Here is a 20,528-nt window from a genome sequence, read left to right as displayed (position 1 = left end):
TTATGGACCGTCTATCAATCGGTAAGGTCGGCGGGCACCTTGCCGCCGTTCGCCGCGAGCTCGCGCATCACCGCCTTGTGCAGCCAGATGTTCATTTCGGCGCTGCCGTCGAGCGCGCCGGTATAGCCGAGTTCCTGCGCCAGCTCCTTGCGGTTGGCGAGGCTCGAATCGATGCCAAGCAGCTTCATCAGGTCGACGATCGACGTGCGCCAGTTGAGATCCTGCCCGGCCTTCGCCGCCTCGGCGGTGAGGATCGCGTCGACGTCGACCGGCGCGGCGGCGGCCGACGCCATGGCCTGCGTCGCGGCGTCGAGCGCGGTGCCGACGGGACTGGGCGCAGCCGGGGCGGCGGGTTCCGCGGCGACAGCCTTCTTGCCGAAAATGGCGTCCTTGATCTTGCCGAAAATGCTCATTGTGTAGCTCCCACTAGAAACCACGGCGCTCCCCGGAAGGGCGAGTCGCACAGGTGCAGGCTAGGACTATGCAATTGAGAATGACAGCCAAATGACGACTCCTCCCGATCCCGCCTGCTGCTATACTGCGGCGCATCGGTGCGGTCCGATCCGTGCCGTAGCGGGAGTATGATCCATGAATCTGACCGATATTTTGGCGCAGGCCGGCGGCATCGAATCGATGGCGAAGGAGCTGGGCATCCCGCCTGCCACGGCGAAACAGGGCGCCGACGCGCTGCTTCCCGCGATCCTCGGCGGTTTCAAGAAACAGGCACAAGGCGGCGGCGGAGTCGAGGGGCTGGGCGGACTGCTCGGCCAGCTTGGCGGCGGCGGATTGCTCGACTCGGTGCTCGGGTCGCAGCCGACGCCGGTGAGCCAGGGCAATGACGTACTCGGCCAGATTTTCGGGTCGAAGGATGTCAGCCGTACGGTCGCCGGACAGGCGGCGGCGCAGACCGGGATCGACTCGGGATTGCTCAAGCAGATGCTGCCGATGCTGGCGATGATGGTCGCGGGCTATATGGCGAAGCAGGGCGGGCAGGGCAGCGCGAGCGGCGGCCTCGGCGGCATGCTCGGCAATGTCCTCGGCGGCGCGATGGGCGGCGGCGCGGCCCCGTCCGCCGGCGGTTTCGGCGGCGGATTGGGCGGCCTGGGCAAGATGCTCGACATGGACGGCGACGGCAATCCACTCGACGACATCATGGGCATGGTCAACAAGATGCGGGGGTAGGAAAGTCGTCGCCCCCGCGAAGACGGGGGCCGCCGGCAACCTTGCGCCAGATCGATAGCGGCCCCCGCCTTCGCGGGGGCGACGCTAACTTTCACGCCGCCATCAGTCTGATATCCTCGCGGAAATCCTCGTCCACCCCGATGCGGCTTCGCATCGGGGTGACGCCGCCATCGGCATCGGCGTCGCCTTCCTCGAACAGCGCGCACGCCGCTTCGCCGCCGCGCGCCAGGCTGTAACGCTGCGCGACCTTGCCGGTGGGCTTAAAACCCAGCTTGCGCAGCACCGCGCCCGACGCCGGATTGTCGAGGAAATGGCCCGCCGACAATCGGGGCAGGTTCATCGCGCGCGCGATGTGGAGGAGCTGGCGCCCCGCCTCGGTCGCAAAACCGAGACCCCAATAGGGCCGCGCGATCCAGTAACCCATTTCGAGTTCGCCTTCCGGACTCGGCGAAATGCCGCAGCCGCCGACGAGGCGCGGCGCGCCGCCGGTACGGGCGAAGATCAGGAAACGCGGTTGATCGGGATTGATCGGCTTCGCCAGAAATTCCTGCGCCTGCGCCTCGCCATAGGGCCAGGGCGCGGTCGCGAGATTGCGGACCACCACCTCTTCGCCGATCGCACGGGCGAGCGCGGGGGCGTCTTCGAGCCAGCCGGGCCGCAGCAACAGTCTTTCGGTACGCGCGAACATCTTTTCAAACTCCCAATGCCAGTCGCCTTGGCGCCAGATGGTGACGCTTTGACGACATTCGATATGGAGGGAGATGGAAGGCCCCGTTTTCGCGCCCATTGCCAACAACGGCCCCGCTAGACTGCGGATTTCGGACAAGAAAAAAGGGAGTCCGGGGTGACCCGTCTCCCTCTTTTCGAACCTTGTTTCCGCTATGCGCGGAAAGGACAGCTCCGGGTCATCCCTTGGATGGACGACCCGTCAGCGATCGTCCTTATTCGGCGGCTTCGGCCATCATGTCGACCGATACATATTTGCGGCCGAGCTTGCCGTCGTGGAATCGGACGCGGCCGTCGGCGGTGGCGAACAGCGTGTGATCCTTGCCCATGCCGACGTTGGCGCCCGGGTACACCTTGGTACCGCGCTGGCGCACGATAATGTTGCCGCCGATCACTTCCTGACCGCCGAACTTCTTCACGCCAAGGCGGCGGCCGGCTGAGTCGCGACCGTTGCGCGAAGAACCGCCTGCTTTCTTATGTGCCATGACTGATGCTCCTTAATTCGTTCGAGAGGCCGAGCGGCGTTTCCGCGCTCAGGCGTCCTTCTTGGGGGCTGCCTTCTTGGCAGCGGGCTTCTTTTCGGCGGTTTCGGCCTTGGGCGCAGCTTCCTTCTTGGGAGCAGCGGCCTTCTTCGGCGCGGCTTCCTTCGCGGGCGCAGCCTTGGCTTCGGCGGCCGGAGCGGCCTCTGCCTTCGGAGCGGCTTCCTTCTTCGGCGCGGCCTTCTTGGCATCGCCGACGGCAAGGATGCGCAGCAGCGTCAGCGACTGGCGGTGGCCGTTGCGGCGGCGGTAATTGTGCCGGCGGCGCTTCTTGAAGACGATGACCTTTTCGCCGCGCGTCTGGGCGATGATCTCGGCCGAAACGACGAGACCCTTCGCATCCTTCACCTCGCCGCCGTCGCCGGCCAGCAGGATGTCGCCCAGCGACACGGTGTCGCCGGCTTCACCCTCGATCTTCTCGACGGCGATCTTGTCTCCGGCGGCAACGCGATACTGCTTTCCGCCCGTGCGCACGATTGCGAACATGGTCTTCCATCCAATCAGAAACTAGAACACCCGCGCTGCCAGTCACCCGCCAGAGCAGGCGATTTTTCCGGCATGCGGGAAAGTCAGCGCCACTAGCGAGCCAGGCCCGTGCTGTCAACCGCATATTTCCGCGCTTTTTATCCGAAAGCGCGGCGGCGGTGCCGATTATTGCGCGCGCGCCCGATTCGGCACTTGCTGCGCCACGGGAGCGACCATATCAGGGGCGGCGATGAAGCGCGTCCTTCTTTTCACCCCGTTGTTTCTGTCGCTGCCCGCCTGTGCCGCGACTCAGTCCAATGACGGCCCTTCGTTGGCGAAGCGCGCGGTCGAGGGGCGATTCGATGTCGCGCCGCCCGCGGTCGTCGTGGCGCCGCCCGGACCGCTCCCCGCCGACCTCGCCGGACGGCTCGACCGCTGGGAGGCTGATGCCGCCGCCGGGCAACAGGCTTTCGCCGCCGAGCGCGCCGCCGCCGCCTCGCTCGTGGCGGCCGCGGCCGGCGCGCCGGTCGCCGGCGAACGCTGGGTCGTCGCGCAGCAGGCGATCTCGCGCCTCGTCGCCGCGCGCGCGCCGCTTACCGCCGCGCTGGCCGACATCGACCGGCTGTATCTCGATCGCAGCGTGGACGAGCAGATCGACGGCCTGCCCGACATCTATGCGCTGCGCGACCGGCTCGCCGACATGGTCTCGACGCAGGACGCGGTGATCGAGGCACTGAGCGCAGGGTTGCCGAACGGGTAATGCGCCATTCGTCATCCCGGACTCGATCCGGGACCCACGCGGCGGCCGCGTTATGGATGCCGGATCGAGTCCGGCCTGACGATGAAGACTAGGCCGGTTACTGATTCAATCCGTGCTTTTTGAGCGCGTGGCGGATCTGGTCGTAACTCAGCCCCAGCGCCTCGGCCGCGACCTTCTGGTTGAAACGGCAGCGCGCCATCGTGTCGGCAAGGATCGCCTTTTCATAGCCGTCGACCGCGGCGCGCAGGTCGCTGACCGGGCCCGATGAGGTGGGGGCGCTTGGCGCCGGATCGGCGGTTGTCGCGGCGGGCGCCTCGGCCTTCGCCGCCGCCTTGCGCACCGCCGGCTGCCACGGGCTCGCGAACGGGTCGAAGCTCAGCGCGTCGACCGGTTTCGATGGGTCGGCCCAACGATAGATGGCGCGTTCGATGACATTGCGAAGCTCGCGGACATTGCCCGGCCAATCATGCCCTTCCATCGCGGCGAGCGCGCGCGGGCCGAAGCCGGGCCATTCGTCCCAGCCGATCACCGCCGCCATGCGCTGGCCGAAATAGGTGGCGAGCACCTCGATATCGCCTTCGCGCGCGCGCAGCGGGGGCAGGGTGATGACCTCGAAGGACAGCCGGTCGAGCAGGTCGGCCCGGAAGCGATTGTCGTCGACCAGCGCGGGCAGATGCTCGTTGGTCGCCGCGACGATCCGCACGTCGACGCGGATCGGGCGCGACGCGCCGACGCGCGTGACCTCGCCATATTCGACCGCGCGCAGCAGCCGTTCCTGCGCGCCCATCGACATCGTCGCGAGCTCGTCGAGGAACAGCGTGCCGCCATCGGCCTCTTCGAAACGCCCCGCGCGGCTGCGCGTCGCACCGGTGAAGGCGCCCGCCTCATGCCCGAAAAGTTCGCTTTCGATCAGCGTCTCGGGCATCGCGGCGCAGTTCATGATCACATAGGGACGATCCCACCGCGTCGACAGCCGGTGGAGGCGCTCGGCGATCAGCTCCTTGCCCGTGCCGCGCTCGCCGATCACGAGCACCGGGCGGTCGAGCGACGCCGCGAGGCTCGCGCGCTCCACCGCGTCCTGAAAGGCGGCCGACTGGCCGATGAACTGTGTTTCGCGCTCCATTCCCAATCATTGGCAAATTTTCCCGCTGATTGGCAAGTCAAATTGCAACGAACAGGCAGTCGCGAGTGAAGTTTCCCACTTTTCTGCCGTTTCCAGCAATTGGCACGCCTCCTGCAAAGATTTCAGCGAACCGGCGCACAGCGCTCCGGTGCAGCAAACAGGAAGGTCGAAACGATGAAAACGAAGATTGCCCAGGCCGCTACTTTCGCGTTCAGCGCGTTGGGTGCGCTGGCCGTCCTCGTCGGCGCGATCGACTATCCTGCCACAGCCGCCAACGCTGCCGGCCTCCCGGTCGTCGGCCTGGTCGGTGCTGCTTCGACCCCGGCGGTCAGTCCGATGGCCTGACCGGCACTGGTGCCGGGGCACTCTCCCCCCTTGCCCCGCCCCGGCACCAGCCTTTTTTATAAACAGACACAGGTCTTACGTTTTCGACAGGAGTTTCAAATGGGTATTTTCTCACGAACCCGCGACATCATCGCCGCCAACGTCACCGATCTGCTCGACCGGGCCGAGGATCCGGAAAAGATGATCCGCCAGATCATCTTCGAGATGAACGAAACGCTCGTCGAAGTCCGCGCCTCCGCCGCCCGCACGATCGCGGACCAGAAGGAGATGCGCCGCCATATCGCCAAACTCGAAAGCCTGCAGGACAGCTGGAAGGAAAAGGCCGAACTCGCGCTGTCGAAGGACCGCGAGGACCTCGCCACCGCCGCGCTCGTCGAAAAGCAGAAGGCGGGCGACATGGCCGAGCGTCTCAAGGCCGAGATCGCCGTCCTCGACGACGCGCTGACCGGCTATGAGGCCGACATCGCCAAGCTGCAGAAGAAGCTTTCGGAAGCCCGCGCGCGCCAGTCGAGCGTGGTCAACCGCCTCGAAAGCGCCGAGAACCGATTCAAGCTGCGCGAGATGACCAACGGCGACCGTGTCGAAGACGCCTTCTCGCGCTTCGAAATCCTCGAACGCCGCGTCGACGAAGCCGAAGGCCGTGCCGATGCGCTGGGTCTCGGCTACAAGAAGTCGCTCGACGAGGAGATCGCCGAACTGCAGGCCGCCGACAAGGTTGCCGACGAACTCGCCGCGCTGAAGGCCGCGCAGGGCAAGAATTGAGGAGCCGGACCGATGGAAGAAGTCATCATTGTCCCGATCGTCATCGGAACGCTCTTCCTCGGTCTGCCCTGGCTGATCCTCCACTACATTACCAAGTGGAAACAGGCCAAGACGCTGACCGGAGAAGATGAACAGCTGCTCGACGAACTCTACGATACGGCTCGGCGGCTCGAGAATCGTCTCCATACTGTCGAACGTATCATCAGCGCCGACCATCCCGACTTCCGCCCCGCGGTACGCAGCGATGAAGAACTGGCGCAGCTCGAAAACATGACGAACCGGAGGAACTGAGATGTCTGCCAGCCGCACCAAATTCTATCTCGACAAGCAGAACGCCAAATGGAGCGGCGTGTGCGCGGGGATCGCGGACTATAGCGGGATCGACGTCCTCTGGGTTCGCGTCGGCGCGGTGCTGCTCACCCTGATGGGCGGTTTTCCCTGGACGCTGATCGCCTACTGGATGGTCGCCTGGATGGGAACGCCGAAGCCCTTCGCGCTCTACGGCTCGACCGAGGAAGCGAAATTCTGGCAGGGTGTGCGCAGCAACCCGACCGCATCGACCCGCGACATCAAGTCGCGCTTCCGCGACATCGACCGCCGGCTTGCCGACATCGAGCAATATTACACCAGCCATAACCGCCGCCTCGCCGACGAGATCGACGCGCTGCGCTGAGCGGGCTGAAGCAACAGGGAGACGTTTCATGAATTTCGGTGGCACCACTTTCGTCCTCGCCATCATCGCCCTGTCGATCGGCGGCTGGATGTTCACCACCTGGATCCGCGCCAAGCACGGCTATCCCGTCGAGAATGAATGGGGTGGCACGGTTCATCGAACCGACCCCGACGCTGATCGAAAAATCGCGCTGCTGACCGATGATAACGCCAAACTGGCGGGGCAGGTCAGCCGGCTGGAGGAGCGGATTTCGGTGCTCGAACGCATCGCGACCGAAGAGGGCGGAAAGGCGGCGCAGCTCGCCGACCAGATCGACCGCCTGCGCTGAGAGGGTAAGATAATGGATTTGGATGTGCTGAACGCTGTTGCTCCCGTCGCCGCGATCGTCGGCCTGGCCGGGGTCGGGGGATGGGTCTTCACCACCTGGCTCCGCGTCAAGAACGGCTATCCGCTTGAAAACAGCTGGGGCAAGGCGGTCTATCCCAAGACCAGCGACGAGGCGATGGAGCGCGTCAAGCTGATCAGTCAGGAAAATGCCCAGCTGCGCGCCGAACTCGGTTCGGTGAAGGATCGCCTTGCCGTGATCGAGCGCATCGTCACCGACGAGGGCCACCGGCTGAGCCACGAGATCGAGGCGCTGCGGCGCTCGGCGAACTGAGGAGAACAACCATGGAAGCCATCGTCATCCTCCTGATCGTCGTCGGACTGCCCGTGACCCTCGGCATCGGCTACGCCGCCTATGAGCGGCACCTGAAGTTCAAGGAACGGCAGTTCAAGGCGATCACCAACGAGACCGCCGAAAAGGCCGCCCAATATGCGGCGCACACCGAACGGCTGGAGGCGCGCGTCCGCGTTCTCGAGCGCATCGTTACCGACAAGGGAATTGATGTCGCCGACGAGATCGAAAAGCTGCGCGACGCCCCGCTCAACTGACAAGAAAAAGAGAGACAGGAAAGGAACCTCCCCATGGGCCCGTTTGAAATGGTCATCGGCATCGTCCTCATCGTGACGATCGGCAGCATCGTCCGCACCAAACACGGCATCCGCCGCGACCGCCATGGCAATGATTATGTCGCCGGGAACGATGCGGAGACCAAGGCGCTGCAGGCCGAGATTCGCGCGCTCAAGGACCGTATCCAGGTGCTCGAACGCATCGCCACCGACAACAACCGCGCGGTCACGCTCGATCAGGAAATCGAGAAGCTGCGCGACAGCAGCAAAATCTGAATGCCGGCAAAGGAGCAACGCTCATGGCTTTCATCACTCCCGACTTCACCGCCGCAGCGGTCGCGCTCAGCGCGCTGAGCATCGTTAGCCTCGTCGCGCTGCGCGGCTGGCGCGACTGGATCCAGCTCAAGCGCGAGGAGTTGGCCGCGGGGCATGTCGCGGCACCGCAGGACCATAGCGTCCCGAACGCCGGGTCGCGGATCGAGATCGCCGACCTCAAGGAACGGCTGCGCAAACTGGAAGCGATCGCGGCGGGGGTCGACCTCTAAACGTCCCTCCATCCGACGCGGCATCGGTCCGCTCCGCTGTCAGCCGCCCTCCATCCGGTGGCTGACAGGGGGGCGGGCCGATGTCGTTTCAAGCCCTTCCAACTTGGCGGCATCTGTGCGAGGGCGCCGCCATGCGCAGTCTCGACGACATCTTCGAAGAATATGATTTTCTCGACGGCGACGATCGTTATCGCCTGCTCATCGAGCTCGGGCGCGAACTGGAGCCGATGCCCGACGCGCTCAAGACCGACGCGACGCTGGTGCGCGGTTGTTCGGCGAGCGTCTGGGTCTATCCCGTGCCGCAGGACCATGGCCGGCTCCACTTCCTTGCCGACAGCAATGCCGCGATCACCAAGGGCATCGTCGCGCTCGTCCTCGCCGCGGTGCAGGACAAACCGGCGAACGAGGTCGCGGCGATGGATGTCGCTGCCGCGCTCGCGCCCTTCGACCTCACGCGCCAGCTCTCGTCGAACCGCACGCAGGGCGTCCCCAACATGATCGCGCTCGTCCAGGACACAGCCCGCCGTATCGCCGCCAGCTGAGGCGCGCCGCGTCGTCGCTAGGCGGGGCTGCGGTTTAAGGACGGTTTTGGCGTGGGGGGAGCGGACGCCGCCTCCTTTCCCTTCGTCATCCCGGACTTGATCCGGGATCCGCGGCGGCGTGGAGTCATGGGGCCCGGATCAAGTCCGGGGTGACGCTGATCGATAGGGCGGCAAACGATCGAAACCCGCCGCTTGACCTCCGCCGTCTGCCCAAAAGAAAAGGGCGCGGGAGTTACCTCCCACGCCCTTTTCATGTCCCGAGCGGCGATCAGAATTCGTACGACACGCCGATCTTCAGGCGCCACACCGACGACGACACGTTGATCTGGTTATCGTCGTTATAAGCATCGACGCCGTTGAAGCCGCTGATGATATACTGACCCGTCGCCGTATCGACACCGCCGGTTGCGATATCCTGCAGCCCCGCGAAGTTGCGGCGCTTCTGGACGTTCCAGTCGCTGTCGAGGAAGTTCAGGAAATTGTCCATCGTAGCATAGAGCTTGACCTTGTCGTTGCGACCGAACAGGCGGCCCGGCCCCGGCAGCTCCTGCGAGAAGCTGAGGTCGACGTCGAAATACCAGTCGTTCGAGCAGGTATTGCGCGGAATCGTGCGGCCAAGATATTTCTTGGCGCAGCCAAGGCCGCTGGTGAAGGCGACCAGGTCACGCACTGCGTCCATGTTCGACGAAGCCGAAAGATTGGGATCGTCGATGCCCGTGGGCAGATAGAGCAGCGCATTCTCGAAGCCCGAGGCGCTGTCGTTAAACACGCCGCCCCCGGTGAAGGTCAGGCTGTACGGACGGCCCGACCGCGCGACGAAGGTAACCGCAAGGCGCGTCGACAGCTCGTTGAAAAACTCCTCGCGGAACGCGAGGCGCGTCGAGATATTGTGTTTGCTGCTGTAGAAACCGCGCGCGGCGCCCGGATTCTGGCGGTCGAACGCCGCGACGAGGTCGTAGTTCGAACCCGCCGTCGAGTTGTACATGCTCCGGCGGTCCTGCGCGTCGGTATAGGCATAGCCGATATTGAAATCGACATTGCCATTTTCGGTGAACAGCCCGCCGTCGAAGGTCTTCGACAGGATGATCGACGCGTTGTGGCTGCGATAGCCCGCGCTGTTGGTCAGCTGCAGTTCGTCGTCGCGGCTGGTGTTGAAGCAGACGGCGTTGACATTCTGCCAGACCGGCGCGGGGTTAAGCCCGACCAGTTCGGCCGTGCAGCCGGCGTTATTGGCATCGATCGCACGATAGATCGGACGACCATCGACGGTATATCCGTTGATCCCGAGCGCCGGGTTCACGGTCTGCGACAGGTCGACCAGCGTGAACGGGTTGCGATATTTGCTGTAGATATAGTCGAGGTTGAGGTTCCAGCCGCTGAAGAAGCCCGACGGGGCGAAATTCAGTTCCGACGTGAAGCCGATGTTGGCGCGCAGCACCGACGGCATCTTGATGTTCGGGCTGATCGACTGCGTATCGCCGCGGCCCGCAGCCGCGTTGTTCGACGCCGACTGCTGGAAGCATCCCGGAACGCCATTAAACTGGCCCCCGGTGACGACGTCGATCTGCCCATTGGCATCCTTCAGCGGCGTGCACAGCGCGTCGTTGGTCGTTCCCGTCGCGAAGCCGCGGCCGTCGTTCTGGAAGGCGTTGCCGAACCAGACGAGCGGATCGCCGCCCGAGAAGATGCCGACGCCGGCGGTCAGTTTCGGCCGGCCGAACACGGCGAAATCGTCCATGTCATAGGTCAGCGCGAGGCGCGGCATGACGATCGGGTCGAGGTTGCTAAAGGCGGTGGTGTTCGAGAAGCCGTAACGCTGGAGGAACAACGGATTGGCGTTGGGCTGACCGCCCGAATACCAGTCCGCGCGTACGCCGACCACCGCCTTCAGGCGATCGGTGACTTCCCAGTCGTCCTGCGCGAAGATCGAATAGGTCGTGCGCTTGAACGCCGCCGCCGCGTCGCGGACATTGCCCGTCGCGGTGAAATTGCCCTCGGCGCCCACCGCGTCGCCGGCCGCGATCTGCGATGCGGTCGGGTTGGTCGTGCTACCGCCCGAGAGCAGCCCCTCGCGCAGATCGTCGATGTTCTCGAAATAGAGCGTGCCGGTGGCGTTCTGGACGAACAGGTTGAACAGGTCGGCCTGATTCATTTCGAAGCCGACCTTCAGCGAATGCGCACCCTGCTCGAGCTTGGCAACGGCGCGATAAGCATTGACCGTCGTCCGCAAGTCGTTTGCGGCACGCGAGAAGCCCGGTCCGGCAAGGATCTGGCCGAAGCTGCTGCCGTCGGCGCTTTCGACCCCGACGATGATGCGCGGGATCGGGTTGTCCGACTGCGCTTCGCCGCCGCCGATCGGATCCTGACGGTCGGTGATCTTCGAACGCGAATAGCGCAGTTCGGTCGAGAAATTATCGGTCCACTGCGAATAGAGACGTCCCGAATAATAATCCGACTTGGTGCCGCTGAGATAGAAGGTGTTGAGGCCCGTGACGCGCGGGTTGCTCGACGAGGTGCTGAAATCGTCGGGGCGGGTCGTCGCTTCTTCGAGCCGCTGATAGGTCAGCTCGAGACGGTGATCGTCGTTGATCTGCCAGTCGAGGCGGCCGAAATAACGGTCATTCTCGAACGGGCGGCTGCGGACCAGCGGACCGGTGTCGATGCCGTAGACGCTGCTCAGGATATCCGAGACTTCGTTGAAGGCCTCGACCGGCACGCCTTCCAGTTCGTTGGCATAGCCCGCGCCGGCCGGACCGTCGTCCTGCGACTGGCCGGCTTCCTGATGTTCATAGGCGCCGAAGAAGAAGAGACGGTCCTTGATGATCGGGCCGCTCAGCCACGCGCCCCAGCGCTTTTCGGTTTCGATCGGCGCGACCGGCTGGCCCTTGACCTTGTCGCCGCGCATGCCGTTGTCGCCATATTCGAAGAAGCCACCGAAATGATAGTCATTGGTGCCCGACTTGGTCACGACGTTGATCGCGCAGCCGGTGAACGAACCATAGTCGACGTCGAAGGGCGCGAACTGCACCTGCGTTTCGCGGACCGCGTCATAGGGAATCGGGGTCGAGCTGCGCGACGAGAAACCCGTGTCGTTCAGACCGTAAATATCGCCTTGGCTGATGCCGTCGACGGTGAAGGCGTTGCCGCGGTCGTTGCCCCCGAGGCACGAGATGCGGTCCTGGCCCGAACCGCCATCATCGCGGTCGAGGCTGACGCGCGGGTCGAGGCGGATGATGTCGCGGACGTCGCGGTTGAACGAGGGCGCGCTGGCGAGGACTTCGCTGGTGAAGCTGGTGCCGGGGCCGACTTCGAGCTGCGTCACGCGGACGCGGCTGCCGGTGACGACGATTTCGCCGCCGCCCGAAGTGAGCGCGAAGGTCAGGTCGGTGCTGCCCTGCAGCGTGGTGTAGATATCCTGGAGCGACTGGCCTTCATAGCTGTCGGCGTTGACGCTGACCGTGTAAGGGCCGCCGGTCGTAAGGCCGGTGGTCGAGAAGCGGCCATCGGCGCCCGTGGTGATCGTGCGCGCGGCGCCGGTGCGGGTGTCGGTGATGACGACCGTCGCGCCGCCGATCGCGGCGCCGCTGTCGTCGTTGACCTGGCCCTGGATGCCGGTCGTGATTTGCTGCGCTTGGGCGGGCGCCGCGACAACGGTCGCGACGCTGATAGCCATCAGGCTAGCCGCGATCGAATAACGAAGTTTCATGTCAGGATGTCCCCTATTGGTGCGTTCGGCAGGCACGCGAGCGGGGCGCGCCAAGACCTGCGAGCGCCCCTGAAGCCCGCATGTGGCACGATTGTGACAGCAATTGTGACAGTGCAAGCGGCGAGCCGTGCGCCGTTCAAAGAGGACTCGAAAAAGCCTGAATTTGCGTGACGCGCCCGATTTTATCCACAGGCGCGGTTTCGTTTTTCCGAGCTACTGTTGCTGCAATGCAACATAAAAGTCGCGCGCCGAACGCGCGCGACTCGGGTCAGGCGGCGTCGCCGGCCGCTTCCTTCGTTTTGTCGGCGTAGACGCGCACGGGATCCTTGCGGCCTTCGACGACATCCTTGTCGACGACGATCTCGACCACATCGGTGAGGTCGGGCAGGTCGAACATCGTGTCGAGCAGGATCGCCTCGACGATCGAGCGCAGTCCGCGCGCTCCGGTCTTGCGTTCGATCGCCTTCTTGGCGACCGCGACCAGCGCGTCGTCGGTGAAGGTCAGCGCGACCTCCTCCAGATCGAACAGCTTCTTATACTGCTTGACCAGCGCATTCTTGGGTTCGCCCAGAATCTTGACCAGCGCCTCGACGTCGAGGTCCTCGAGCGTCGCAATCACGGGCAGGCGGCCGACGAATTCGGGAATCAGGCCGAACTTCAGAAGATCCTCGGGTTCGATCTGCTTCAGCACTTCGCCGCTGCGCCGCTCGTCGGGGCCCGCTACATGCGCGCCGAAACCGATCGACTTGCCCTGCAGGCGGTCACCGATGATCTTTTCGAGCCCGCTGAACGCGCCACCCGCGATGAACAGGATGTTCGTCGTGTCGACCTGCAGGAATTCCTGCTGCGGATGCTTGCGCCCGCCCTGCGGCGGAACGCTCGCGGTCGTGCCTTCCATCAGCTTCAGGAGCGCCTGCTGCACGCCCTCGCCCGACACGTCGCGCGTGATCGACGGATTTTCGGCCTTGCGCGAAATTTTATCGATCTCGTCGATATAGACGATACCGCGCTGTGCCTTTTCGACATTATAGTCGCTGGCCTGGAGCAGCTTCAGGATGATGTTCTCGACATCCTCGCCGACGTAGCCCGCCTCGGTCAGCGTCGTCGCGTCGGCCATGGTGAAGGGAACGTCGAGGAAGCGCGCGAGCGTCTGTGCGAGCAACGTCTTGCCGCTGCCGGTCGGACCGACGAGCAGGATGTTCGACTTCGCCAGTTCGACGTCGTCGCCGCGGCCGCTGTTCGCAAGGCGCTTGTAATGATTGTGCACCGCGACCGACAGCACGCGCTTGGCGGTGTTCTGGCCGATGACATAGGCGTCGAGATGCTGGCAGATTTCGAGCGGCGTGGGCACCGCGCCATCCTTGCGCGCGGCGATGCCGCCCTTGATCTCTTCGCGGATGATGTCGTTGCACAGCTCGACGCATTCGTCGCAGATGAACACGGTCGGCCCGGCAATCAGCTTGCGGACTTCGTGCTGCGACTTTCCGCAGAAGGAGCAATAGAGGGTGCTCTTGCTGTCCGAGCCACTCAATTTCGTCATAAATCTTCCTATGGCGGGCCCAAAGGGGCGGCGCCGTCCTTATCCTAGCCCCCGGTCACCCAATTACAATATGGCAATTGGGTGACATGGGTTCAATGTTCCGCCTAGCGCCAAGGCGCCAAGCGGACGTCAACAAATGCGGTTACCGGCGAGCATGCGTCCGTTAACGGCGCCGGCCCGCTCCCCCTCCCAGCCCCCCATAGGATAGCATGTCGGGAGGTTGGGAGGGGGAGCGGGCCGGTGCCGGTCGAATCAAGCCATCAGGGCGTCGGACCCTCGCTCACATCCTTCGGTGTGTCATCGCCGGGCAGACCCGGGCGGCGGTCGTAGACATGATCGACGATGCCGAATTCCTTCGCTTCGTCGGCCTCGAGGAAGGTGTCGCGGTCCATCGCCTTTTCGATCTCTTTCAGCGACTTGCCGGTATATTTGACGTACAGGTCGTTCATCCGCTTGCGGATGCGCAGGATTTCCTTGGCCTGGATCTCGATGTCCGACGCCATGCCGCGCGCGCCGCCTGACGGCTGGTGAACCATCACGCGCGCATTGTTCAGCGCAACACGCATCCCGGGCTCGCCTGCCGCCAGCAGGAAGCTGCCCATCGACGCGGCCTGGCCGATGCAGACGGTGCCGACGCGCGGGCGGATATATTGCATCGTGTCGTGGATCGCCATGCCCGCCGTGACGACGCCGCCCGGCGAGTTGATGTACATATAGATGTCCTTCTTCGGATTTTCCGATTCGAGGAACAGCAGCTGGGCGACGATCAGCGAGGCCATATTGTCCTCGACCTCGCCGGTGACGAAGACGATCCGTTCGCGCAGCAGGCGCGAGAAAATGTCGAAGCTGCGTTCGCCGCGGCTCGTCTGCTCGACGACGACGGGAACAAGGGCGGCGAGCGGGTCGATCATTGGGAATTCGTCCTTCACTATCGGGAGCGCCCTGCCGAGAACCGGCGGGCTGGTCCCTCCGGCTTTTACATCGTCGCCAAACGGGCCTGTTTCAAGAGGGCAAAAAGAAGGGGCGGGAAAGTCCCGCCCCGCTGTCTCGTATCGAAGCGATCAGTCGCCCTCGCCCGGTTCGGGCGAGAAATATTTGTCGAACTTGTCCTCGACGCCCTTGAACTCGTCGGCGTCGGGCGGCGTTTCCTTCTTGACCGTGATGTTCGGCCATTCGGCGCTGAACTTGCTGTTCACTTCGAGCCATTTTTCGAGGCCGCTCTCGGTGTCGGGCAGGATCGCCTCCGCGGGGCATTCGGGTTCGCACACGCCGCAGTCGATGCACTCGTTCGGGTTGATGACGAGCATATTCTCGCCCTCATAGAAACAGTCGACGGGGCACACCTCGACGCAGTCCATATATTTGCACCGGACGCAGGCATCGGTGACGACATAGGTCATGGGTATTTGCTCCCTTGGTCGGCGGCACCCTTGCCGTCCGGACAATGAATGCCCCCGCCTCTAAGCCGCGCGAATGTTACGCGTCAACGCAAAGCGACAGTTGCGAATCACTCTCACTTGATAGGCAAAATCACGCGGTTCCGGGCGACAGCTTTTCCTCGCCCGCCGATAGCTCAGCTGGAGGGGGCGGGGTCCGGCGAATCCAGCCGGACATAGCAGGATTGCGCCTCGGGCGCCGGGCCGCGGCGCAAGGGCAGGGTCAGGAGGCGGATCACCTCGATGCGCTCGCCGACCGGCAGCACCAATGTCGCCCCGGCGTGCACCGCGCAGGACGAGCGCGTGACGCGGCGCCCATCGAGCCGGATATGCCCCGTCTCGACCATCGCCTGCGCGATGCTGCGCGAGCGCGCGAAACGCAGGAACCACAGCAGCTTGTCGAGCCGGATGCTTCCTGCCGCGCCGGGACTCGCCATTCGCGCGTCAATCCTTGCGTGCGTCGGCGAGCAGCGCGGCAAGGCCCGCGAACGGACTGTTCGGCGAGGGGCCGCGGCGCGGTGATCGGTCGGGGCGATCCGGGCGCGGCGGTCGTCCGGAATCGGCGCGGGGTTTGCCCGGCTTGCCGCGCTTGCCCTTTGCCTGATCGGCGGGCGGGCGGCGCGCGGCGCCATTGGCGCGCGCGCGCGGCGCGTTGTCGCTCCCCTTGCGATCCTTCTTGCGGCGCGGGCGCTTGTCGGCCGCCTTGCGCAGCCCCGACCAGCGCCAGCGGTGCAGCGCCGCTTCGCCGACGCTGCGGAAGCCGAAGCTGCCGAGCAGCGCGCGGCGCGTTTCCTCGTCGAGCCCGAGCGAGGTCGCGAGCGCGGGGTCGATCACGAAGCCCGGCGGCGCGGCGCTGTGCACTTCCTCGCCCTGATCGTCGTGGTGATCCTCGGCGCCGCCCGCGACTGGCGAGGTTGGCGGCGCGGCCGCCTGCATGCGCGCGGCATGGGCTTGCCGCGCCAGCTTTTCGGCCATGTCGATGCGCAGCCAACCCGATGCGCAGCGGCGGAAGCCCGCGATCGCGAGGCCCGCCTGACTGCCCGTCTTTTGCAGCACCGCTCCGTGCGGGGGCAGCGCGGGCACGGGCGACCCTTGCTGCGCGGCGGTCAGCGCGGCGCGCCAGCGCACCGCCTCGGGCTTGAGCAGAAGCGGATGGAAGATGTCGAGCGAGCCGATGGTGAAACCCAGCTTGCGCAACTGCGGGCGCTCGTCGGGCGTCAGCGCGCCCAGCTGTTCCTCGACCGCGGCGCGCGCGATCGTCCCGCTATTGTCGGTGAGCGCAGCGAGCAAGGCGCGGACGCGCGGCGGGGTGAAGAGGTCGCCCGCGGCCTCGCCCATCGCGGCGAGCGGGCCCGCGTGGCGCGCGAGCTGCGCGGCGATGAAGCGCTGGAGCCGCTCGATGATCGCTTGCACCTGCGCGGGCTCGATGCGGCGGAGCGACGGATCGATCTGGATCGCCGGCTGCACCAGCGTCGGGCCGCGCGCCAATGTCGCGACGATATGCCCGTGCCAGGCGAGGCGCGGCGCGGTGCCGGGTTCGGCGATCAGCGAAAGCGCGGCGTCGTCGCCCTCGGCGAGCGCGGTCGCGCGGCGCGCCAGTTCGGCGCGCAGATGCTTTTCGGCGGCCGCGAGCAGCAACCGGTGGTCGCTCGCCTTGGCGACCGGGTCGACCTTGAACTGAAAACCTTTGAGCGTGCCGATCGCCTCGCCATCGACCGCGACGGTGCCGTCGGCGCCGACCGCCACTGGTAGCGCGGTGCCGCGCTGCCCCGCGTCGCGTAGGAGCAGCGCGAGCCGCCGGTCGACGAAGCGCTGCGCGAGCGCCGCGTGGAGCGCGTCGGACAATCGCGATTCGAGCGCCTGCGCCTGCTCGGTCCAGCCTGCCGCGCCGGCGATCCAGTCGCCGCGCTGCGCGATGAAACAGAGCGTGCGGACGGCGGCGATGCGGCTCGCGAGCTGGTCGATGTCGCCCTCGACGTCGTTCAGCCGCGCGAGGCGCCGAGCGAACCAGTCGGGATCGATCATCCCGTCGCCGCTCGTGCGCCACTGCCACAGCTTGAACACGGTGCGGCTGTGATGCTCGGCGCCCAATTGCTCGAAATCGGGCAGGCCGCACACGTCCCAAAGCCGTTCGACGGCATCGAAATCGCCGCCGCGCGCGCGAACTTCCATGTCGCCCGCCAGATGCTTGAGCACCGCGATGTCGACCGCCTCGGGCGCGGCGCGCAGCATCGGCTGGCTCGGCGGCTGCGCCAGATCGGCCAGAAGCTGGTCGAGCGACCCGAAACGCGGCGTCGGATTGCGCCAGAACAGGCTGGCGAGCGGCGGGAAATGATGGCCCTCGATCGCGTGGATTTCCTCGGGCGTGAAGCCGCCTTGCGGCAGGCCGACGGTGCCGAAGCTGCCATCCTGCTGGTGGCGCCCGGCGCGCCCGGCGATCTGCGCCATTTCCGCGATCGTCAGGCGGCGAAGGCGCCGTCCGTCGAACTTCTGCAGACTCGCGAAGGCGACATGCTGGACGTCGAGGTTGAGCCCCATGCCGATCGCGTCGGTGGCGACCAGATAATCGACCTCGCCCGCTTCGAACATCGCGACCTGTGCGTTGCGCGTCTTGGGGCTCAATGCGCCCATCACCACCGCGGCGCCCCCCGAAAAGCGGCGCAGCATTTCGGCGATCGCGTAGACCTCATCAGCGGAGAAGGCGACGACCGCCGAGCGTTTGGGCAGGCGTGACAGCTTCGACGATCCGGCATAGCTCAGCGTCGAGAAGCGCGGACGCGTGATGATCTCGGCGTCGGGGACGAGGCCGCGGACGAGGCCCTTGATGCTCGCCGAGCCGAGGATCATCGTTTCCTCGCGTCCGCGCGCGCGCAGCAGCCGGTCGGTGAAGACATGGCCGCGTTCGGGATCGGCGCCGAGCTGCGCTTCGTCGATCCCGACGAAGGCGACGTCGCGGGTCACCGGAAGCGCCTCCATCGTGCCGAGCAGATAGCGCGCGTCGGGCGGCAATATGCGCTCCTCGCCGGTGATCAGCCCGACCTGCGCCGCACCCTTGATCGCCACGACGCGGTCGTAAACCTCGCGCGCGAGCAGGCGCAGCGGAAAGCCGATCATGCCGCTCGAATGGGCGGTCAGGCGCTCGACCGCCAAATGGGTTTTGCCGGTGTTGGTGGGGCCAAGGACAGCCTTGACCGGCTGGGAAGAGGAAGAGGTCATTTTCTTGGAAGCCAAGCTGGCATGGGCGCGGGTCGCGCGCAACAGCCGATCGTCGAAGCGGCATCTTTTCCCTCCCCCTCGATGGGGGAGGCAGCGAGACTTGCGAACTTGTTGGCTCGTCGCAGCGGTGGGGGTGCCGTCGATAGTGGTGCACGGTCGCGACCTTACCCCATCCAGCTTCGCCCAGCCGCGTCGCGACAAGGCTGCCTATCCTTCGCCCATCAAGGGGGAAGGGTGGGGCCGCGCATCTTGCAAAATATCCCGACCCCGCCACACCTCGCCGCAATGCGCCGGCGCAAATCCGCCATTAAATTGACTTTAACGGTCTTTCTTTACAGACAGGTCCTCGAAAACATCATTCGGCGGCCGGCTATGGGGAGGTCCGCCGAGCGGGGGTTGCATTTTGTTTCAGCGTCACGAACCCATCGCGGGGATGTCCGGCAACGCAGCCGCGCTCACGATGTCGCAAGCGATCCCGCTGCGGCGCGGCGATTCCGGCGTCGAACAGCCGCTCGGCTGGCGCGACCGGCTGGCGCAGCTCGACCTGGTCCCCGATCTTGGCAGCAATATCGGCTCGACCGAATGGTGGCGCGGCCTCGCGACATTAACCCTGCTTTGCGGCTCCGCGATCGCGACCTTCCCGGGTGTCCAGCCGCTCGCGGTCGGCGCCCCCGCGCTCGACGCCGCCGATTTCAACGAAGCGCGCGGCCAGATGATCGTGCCGCTGGCTTTCGGCGGCGACACCGGCCGCCACATGGCGGCGACCGACGCCGTCCGCCCGCTCACCCAGACCCCCGAACGGCCGCAGATCGAACTCACCGCCACATTGGGGCGCGGCGACAGCTTCGCGCGCCTGCTCGAACGCTCGGGCGTCGGCAGCAGCGAGGCGCAGGCGCTGGCAAGCCGCGTATCGGACGCGGTTCCGCTCGCCGATATCGCGCCGGGCACGCGCATTGATCTGATTCTCGGCCGCCGCGCCGCGCGCACCATGCCGCGCCCGGTCGAGGCGCTCGCGATGCGCGCGCGCTTCGACCTGCGCATCGAAATGGAGCGCGTGGGCGGCCAACTCGTGATGCGGCGCATCCCGATCGCGGTCGACGCGACCCCGCTGCGCATTCGCGGGCGAGTCGGCGACAGCCTTTATCGCTCGGCGCGCGCCGCGGGCGCGCCGCCCGAGGCGATTCAGTCCTATCTGCGCGTCATCGGCCGCCAGATTTCGGTCAGCCGCGATATTCGCAGCAGCGACGAATTCGACATCATCGTCGACTATCGCCGCGCCGAAACGGGCGAGAGCGAGACGGGCAAGCTGCTCTACGCCGGGCTGATCCGTGGCGGAAAACCCAAGCTTTCGATGCTCGAATGGAATGCTGACGGCCGCGCCCAATGGTTCGAGGCGTCGGGTGTCGGCGAACAGCGCGGCGGCATGACGCGGCCGACGCGCGGGCGCGTCACCTCGACCTTCGGCATGCGCCGCCACCCGATCCTCGGGTACAAACGCATGCACCGCGGCATCGATTTCGGCGGCGGCTATGGCGCGCCGATCTATGCGGTGAGCGACGGGGTGGTGACGATCGCCGGGCGCCACGGCGGTTTCGGCAATTATGTGAAGCTCAATCACGGCAAGGGCCTCGGCACCGGCTACGGGCATATGAGCCGGATCGCGGTGCGGTCGGGCCAGCGCGTCAATCGCGGGCAGGTGATCGGCTATATCGGCTCGACCGGCCTCTCGAAGGGCCCGCACCTCCATTACGAACTCTATCGCAACGGCCGCGCCGTCAATCCGTCGTCGGTGAGCTTCGTCACCCGCGCGCTGCTCGAGGGCAAGGCGCTCGCCGCGTTCCGCGCGCGCATCCGCGAACTGACCTCGGTCGCCCCGGGCGCCGCGCTGACCCCGATCGCGCCGAAGCAGGTCGAAGGGCCGAAACTCGGCAGTCTCGCCGATGTGGCGTCGAAGCGGGCCGGGGGTGGGGTTTAGGCCGCTTACGCCCTCCCCTGAAGGGGAGGGGCTATAGAAGAA

The 20,528-nt window shown here is 65.7% G+C and carries 24 protein-coding genes; 13 read left to right on the top strand and 11 right to left on the bottom strand.

What is annotated here, in order from left to right; genetic code table 11:
* Nucleotides 1–14: 14 nt before the first annotated feature.
* Nucleotides 15–413, bottom strand: coding sequence for a DUF3597 domain-containing protein (locus tag E5675_RS19435; RefSeq protein ID WP_037554901.1), 399 nt, complete (start codon nucleotides 411–413; stop codon nucleotides 15–17).
* Nucleotides 414–588: 175 nt separating this feature from the next.
* Here E5675_RS19435 and E5675_RS19430 point away from each other — a divergent pair, with 175 nt between their 5' ends.
* Nucleotides 589–1,182 carry a DUF937 domain-containing protein gene (locus E5675_RS19430; protein ID WP_136175947.1) on the top strand — a complete coding sequence of 198 codons (594 nt, stop codon included), beginning with the start codon at nucleotides 589–591 and terminating at the stop codon, nucleotides 1,180–1,182.
* A gap of 91 nt (nucleotides 1,183–1,273) precedes the next feature.
* Here E5675_RS19430 and E5675_RS19425 read toward each other — a convergent pair whose 3' ends face one another.
* The 3 genes from E5675_RS19425 to rplU form a co-directional block, all read right to left on the bottom strand.
* A complete protein-coding gene (locus E5675_RS19425) occupies nucleotides 1,274–1,870 on the bottom strand; it encodes a GNAT family N-acetyltransferase (RefSeq protein WP_136175946.1) in 597 nt (198 codons plus the stop codon).
* Nucleotides 1,871–2,123: 253 nt separating this feature from the next.
* A complete protein-coding gene (gene rpmA / locus E5675_RS19420) occupies nucleotides 2,124–2,393 on the bottom strand; it encodes a 50S ribosomal protein L27 (RefSeq protein ID WP_037554904.1) in 270 nt (89 codons plus the stop codon).
* 48 nt (nucleotides 2,394–2,441) lie between these two features.
* Nucleotides 2,442–2,933 (bottom strand): 50S ribosomal protein L21, encoded by a 492-nt coding sequence (gene rplU / locus E5675_RS19415; RefSeq protein WP_136175945.1) that lies wholly within the window; start codon nucleotides 2,931–2,933, stop codon nucleotides 2,442–2,444.
* Nucleotides 2,934–3,162: 229 nt separating this feature from the next.
* Here rplU and E5675_RS19410 point away from each other — a divergent pair, with 229 nt between their 5' ends.
* Nucleotides 3,163–3,672, top strand: a complete 510-nt coding sequence (locus E5675_RS19410) for a hypothetical protein (RefSeq protein ID WP_136175944.1) — start codon at nucleotides 3,163–3,165, stop codon at nucleotides 3,670–3,672.
* 97 nt (nucleotides 3,673–3,769) lie between these two features.
* Here E5675_RS19410 and pspF read toward each other — a convergent pair whose 3' ends face one another.
* Nucleotides 3,770–4,795, bottom strand: a complete 1,026-nt coding sequence (gene pspF / locus E5675_RS19405) for a phage shock protein operon transcriptional activator (protein ID WP_136175943.1) — start codon at nucleotides 4,793–4,795, stop codon at nucleotides 3,770–3,772.
* A gap of 174 nt (nucleotides 4,796–4,969) precedes the next feature.
* Here pspF and E5675_RS21590 point away from each other — a divergent pair, with 174 nt between their 5' ends.
* The 10 genes from E5675_RS21590 to E5675_RS19360 all read left to right on the top strand — a co-directional run bounded on the left by E5675_RS21590 (nucleotide 4,970) and on the right by E5675_RS19360 (nucleotide 8,613).
* Nucleotides 4,970–5,140 (top strand): hypothetical protein, encoded by a 171-nt coding sequence (locus E5675_RS21590; RefSeq protein WP_168707937.1) that lies wholly within the window; start codon nucleotides 4,970–4,972, stop codon nucleotides 5,138–5,140.
* A gap of 99 nt (nucleotides 5,141–5,239) precedes the next feature.
* Nucleotides 5,240–5,902, top strand: a complete 663-nt coding sequence (pspA, locus tag E5675_RS19400) for a phage shock protein PspA (protein ID WP_136175942.1) — start codon at nucleotides 5,240–5,242, stop codon at nucleotides 5,900–5,902.
* Nucleotides 5,903–5,914: 12 nt separating this feature from the next.
* Nucleotides 5,915–6,193: an envelope stress response membrane protein PspB gene (pspB, locus tag E5675_RS19395; RefSeq protein WP_037554911.1), complete on the top strand. Its 279-nt coding sequence runs from the start codon at nucleotides 5,915–5,917 to the stop codon at nucleotides 6,191–6,193.
* Between the two features lies 1 nt (nucleotide 6,194).
* Nucleotides 6,195–6,575: an envelope stress response membrane protein PspC gene (pspC, locus tag E5675_RS19390; RefSeq protein ID WP_062185147.1), complete on the top strand. Its 381-nt coding sequence runs from the start codon at nucleotides 6,195–6,197 to the stop codon at nucleotides 6,573–6,575.
* A 28-nt stretch (nucleotides 6,576–6,603) separates the two neighbouring features.
* On the top strand, nucleotides 6,604–6,903 hold the full coding sequence (locus E5675_RS19385; protein WP_136175941.1) for a hypothetical protein: 300 nt from the start codon (nucleotides 6,604–6,606) through the stop codon (nucleotides 6,901–6,903).
* A gap of 12 nt (nucleotides 6,904–6,915) precedes the next feature.
* On the top strand, nucleotides 6,916–7,233 hold the full coding sequence (locus E5675_RS19380; protein WP_210727567.1) for a hypothetical protein: 318 nt from the start codon (nucleotides 6,916–6,918) through the stop codon (nucleotides 7,231–7,233).
* Nucleotides 7,234–7,244: 11 nt separating this feature from the next.
* The gene (locus E5675_RS19375; protein WP_037554916.1) at nucleotides 7,245–7,508 is read left to right on the top strand and encodes a hypothetical protein; all 264 of its coding nucleotides are present in this window, start codon (nucleotides 7,245–7,247) and stop codon (nucleotides 7,506–7,508) included.
* A gap of 33 nt (nucleotides 7,509–7,541) precedes the next feature.
* On the top strand, nucleotides 7,542–7,802 hold the full coding sequence (locus tag E5675_RS19370; RefSeq protein ID WP_136175940.1) for a hypothetical protein: 261 nt from the start codon (nucleotides 7,542–7,544) through the stop codon (nucleotides 7,800–7,802).
* Nucleotides 7,803–7,825: 23 nt separating this feature from the next.
* Nucleotides 7,826–8,071, top strand: a complete 246-nt coding sequence (locus tag E5675_RS19365; RefSeq protein ID WP_037554919.1) for a hypothetical protein — start codon at nucleotides 7,826–7,828, stop codon at nucleotides 8,069–8,071.
* Nucleotides 8,072–8,202: 131 nt separating this feature from the next.
* Complete coding sequence (locus tag E5675_RS19360) at nucleotides 8,203–8,613, top strand: SufE family protein (protein ID WP_136175939.1); 411 nt, start codon at nucleotides 8,203–8,205, stop codon at nucleotides 8,611–8,613.
* A 268-nt stretch (nucleotides 8,614–8,881) separates the two neighbouring features.
* Here the strand turns inward: E5675_RS19360 and E5675_RS19355 are convergent, their stop codons facing one another.
* The 6 genes from E5675_RS19355 to E5675_RS19330 all read right to left on the bottom strand — a co-directional run bounded on the left by E5675_RS19355 (nucleotide 8,882) and on the right by E5675_RS19330 (nucleotide 18,511).
* On the bottom strand, nucleotides 8,882–12,319 hold the full coding sequence (locus tag E5675_RS19355; RefSeq protein ID WP_136175938.1) for a TonB-dependent receptor: 3,438 nt from the start codon (nucleotides 12,317–12,319) through the stop codon (nucleotides 8,882–8,884).
* A 268-nt stretch (nucleotides 12,320–12,587) separates the two neighbouring features.
* Nucleotides 12,588–13,859, bottom strand: coding sequence for an ATP-dependent Clp protease ATP-binding subunit ClpX (gene clpX / locus E5675_RS19350; protein ID WP_136175937.1), 1,272 nt, complete (start codon nucleotides 13,857–13,859; stop codon nucleotides 12,588–12,590).
* Nucleotides 13,860–14,119: 260 nt separating this feature from the next.
* Nucleotides 14,120–14,770, bottom strand: coding sequence for an ATP-dependent Clp protease proteolytic subunit (locus tag E5675_RS19345; RefSeq protein WP_136175936.1), 651 nt, complete (start codon nucleotides 14,768–14,770; stop codon nucleotides 14,120–14,122).
* A gap of 150 nt (nucleotides 14,771–14,920) precedes the next feature.
* The gene (gene fdxA, locus E5675_RS19340; RefSeq protein WP_136175935.1) at nucleotides 14,921–15,259 is read right to left on the bottom strand and encodes a ferredoxin FdxA; all 339 of its coding nucleotides are present in this window, start codon (nucleotides 15,257–15,259) and stop codon (nucleotides 14,921–14,923) included.
* Nucleotides 15,260–15,432: 173 nt separating this feature from the next.
* Nucleotides 15,433–15,732, bottom strand: a complete 300-nt coding sequence (locus tag E5675_RS19335; RefSeq protein WP_136175934.1) for an RNA-binding S4 domain-containing protein — start codon at nucleotides 15,730–15,732, stop codon at nucleotides 15,433–15,435.
* 7 nt (nucleotides 15,733–15,739) lie between these two features.
* Complete coding sequence (locus E5675_RS19330) at nucleotides 15,740–18,511, bottom strand: helicase-related protein (protein WP_136175933.1); 2,772 nt, start codon at nucleotides 18,509–18,511, stop codon at nucleotides 15,740–15,742.
* A gap of 433 nt (nucleotides 18,512–18,944) precedes the next feature.
* Here E5675_RS19330 and E5675_RS19325 point away from each other — a divergent pair, with 433 nt between their 5' ends.
* The gene (locus tag E5675_RS19325; protein ID WP_136175932.1) at nucleotides 18,945–20,486 is read left to right on the top strand and encodes a M23 family metallopeptidase; all 1,542 of its coding nucleotides are present in this window, start codon (nucleotides 18,945–18,947) and stop codon (nucleotides 20,484–20,486) included.
* Nucleotides 20,487–20,528: the final 42 nt, after the last annotated feature.

This window comes from Sphingopyxis sp. PAMC25046 (genome assembly GCF_004795895.1).
Classification (GTDB): Bacteria; Pseudomonadota; Alphaproteobacteria; order Sphingomonadales; family Sphingomonadaceae; genus Sphingopyxis.
Note: the sequence above shows the minus strand (reverse complement) of the source record. Positions and strands in the feature narration are given on the sequence as shown.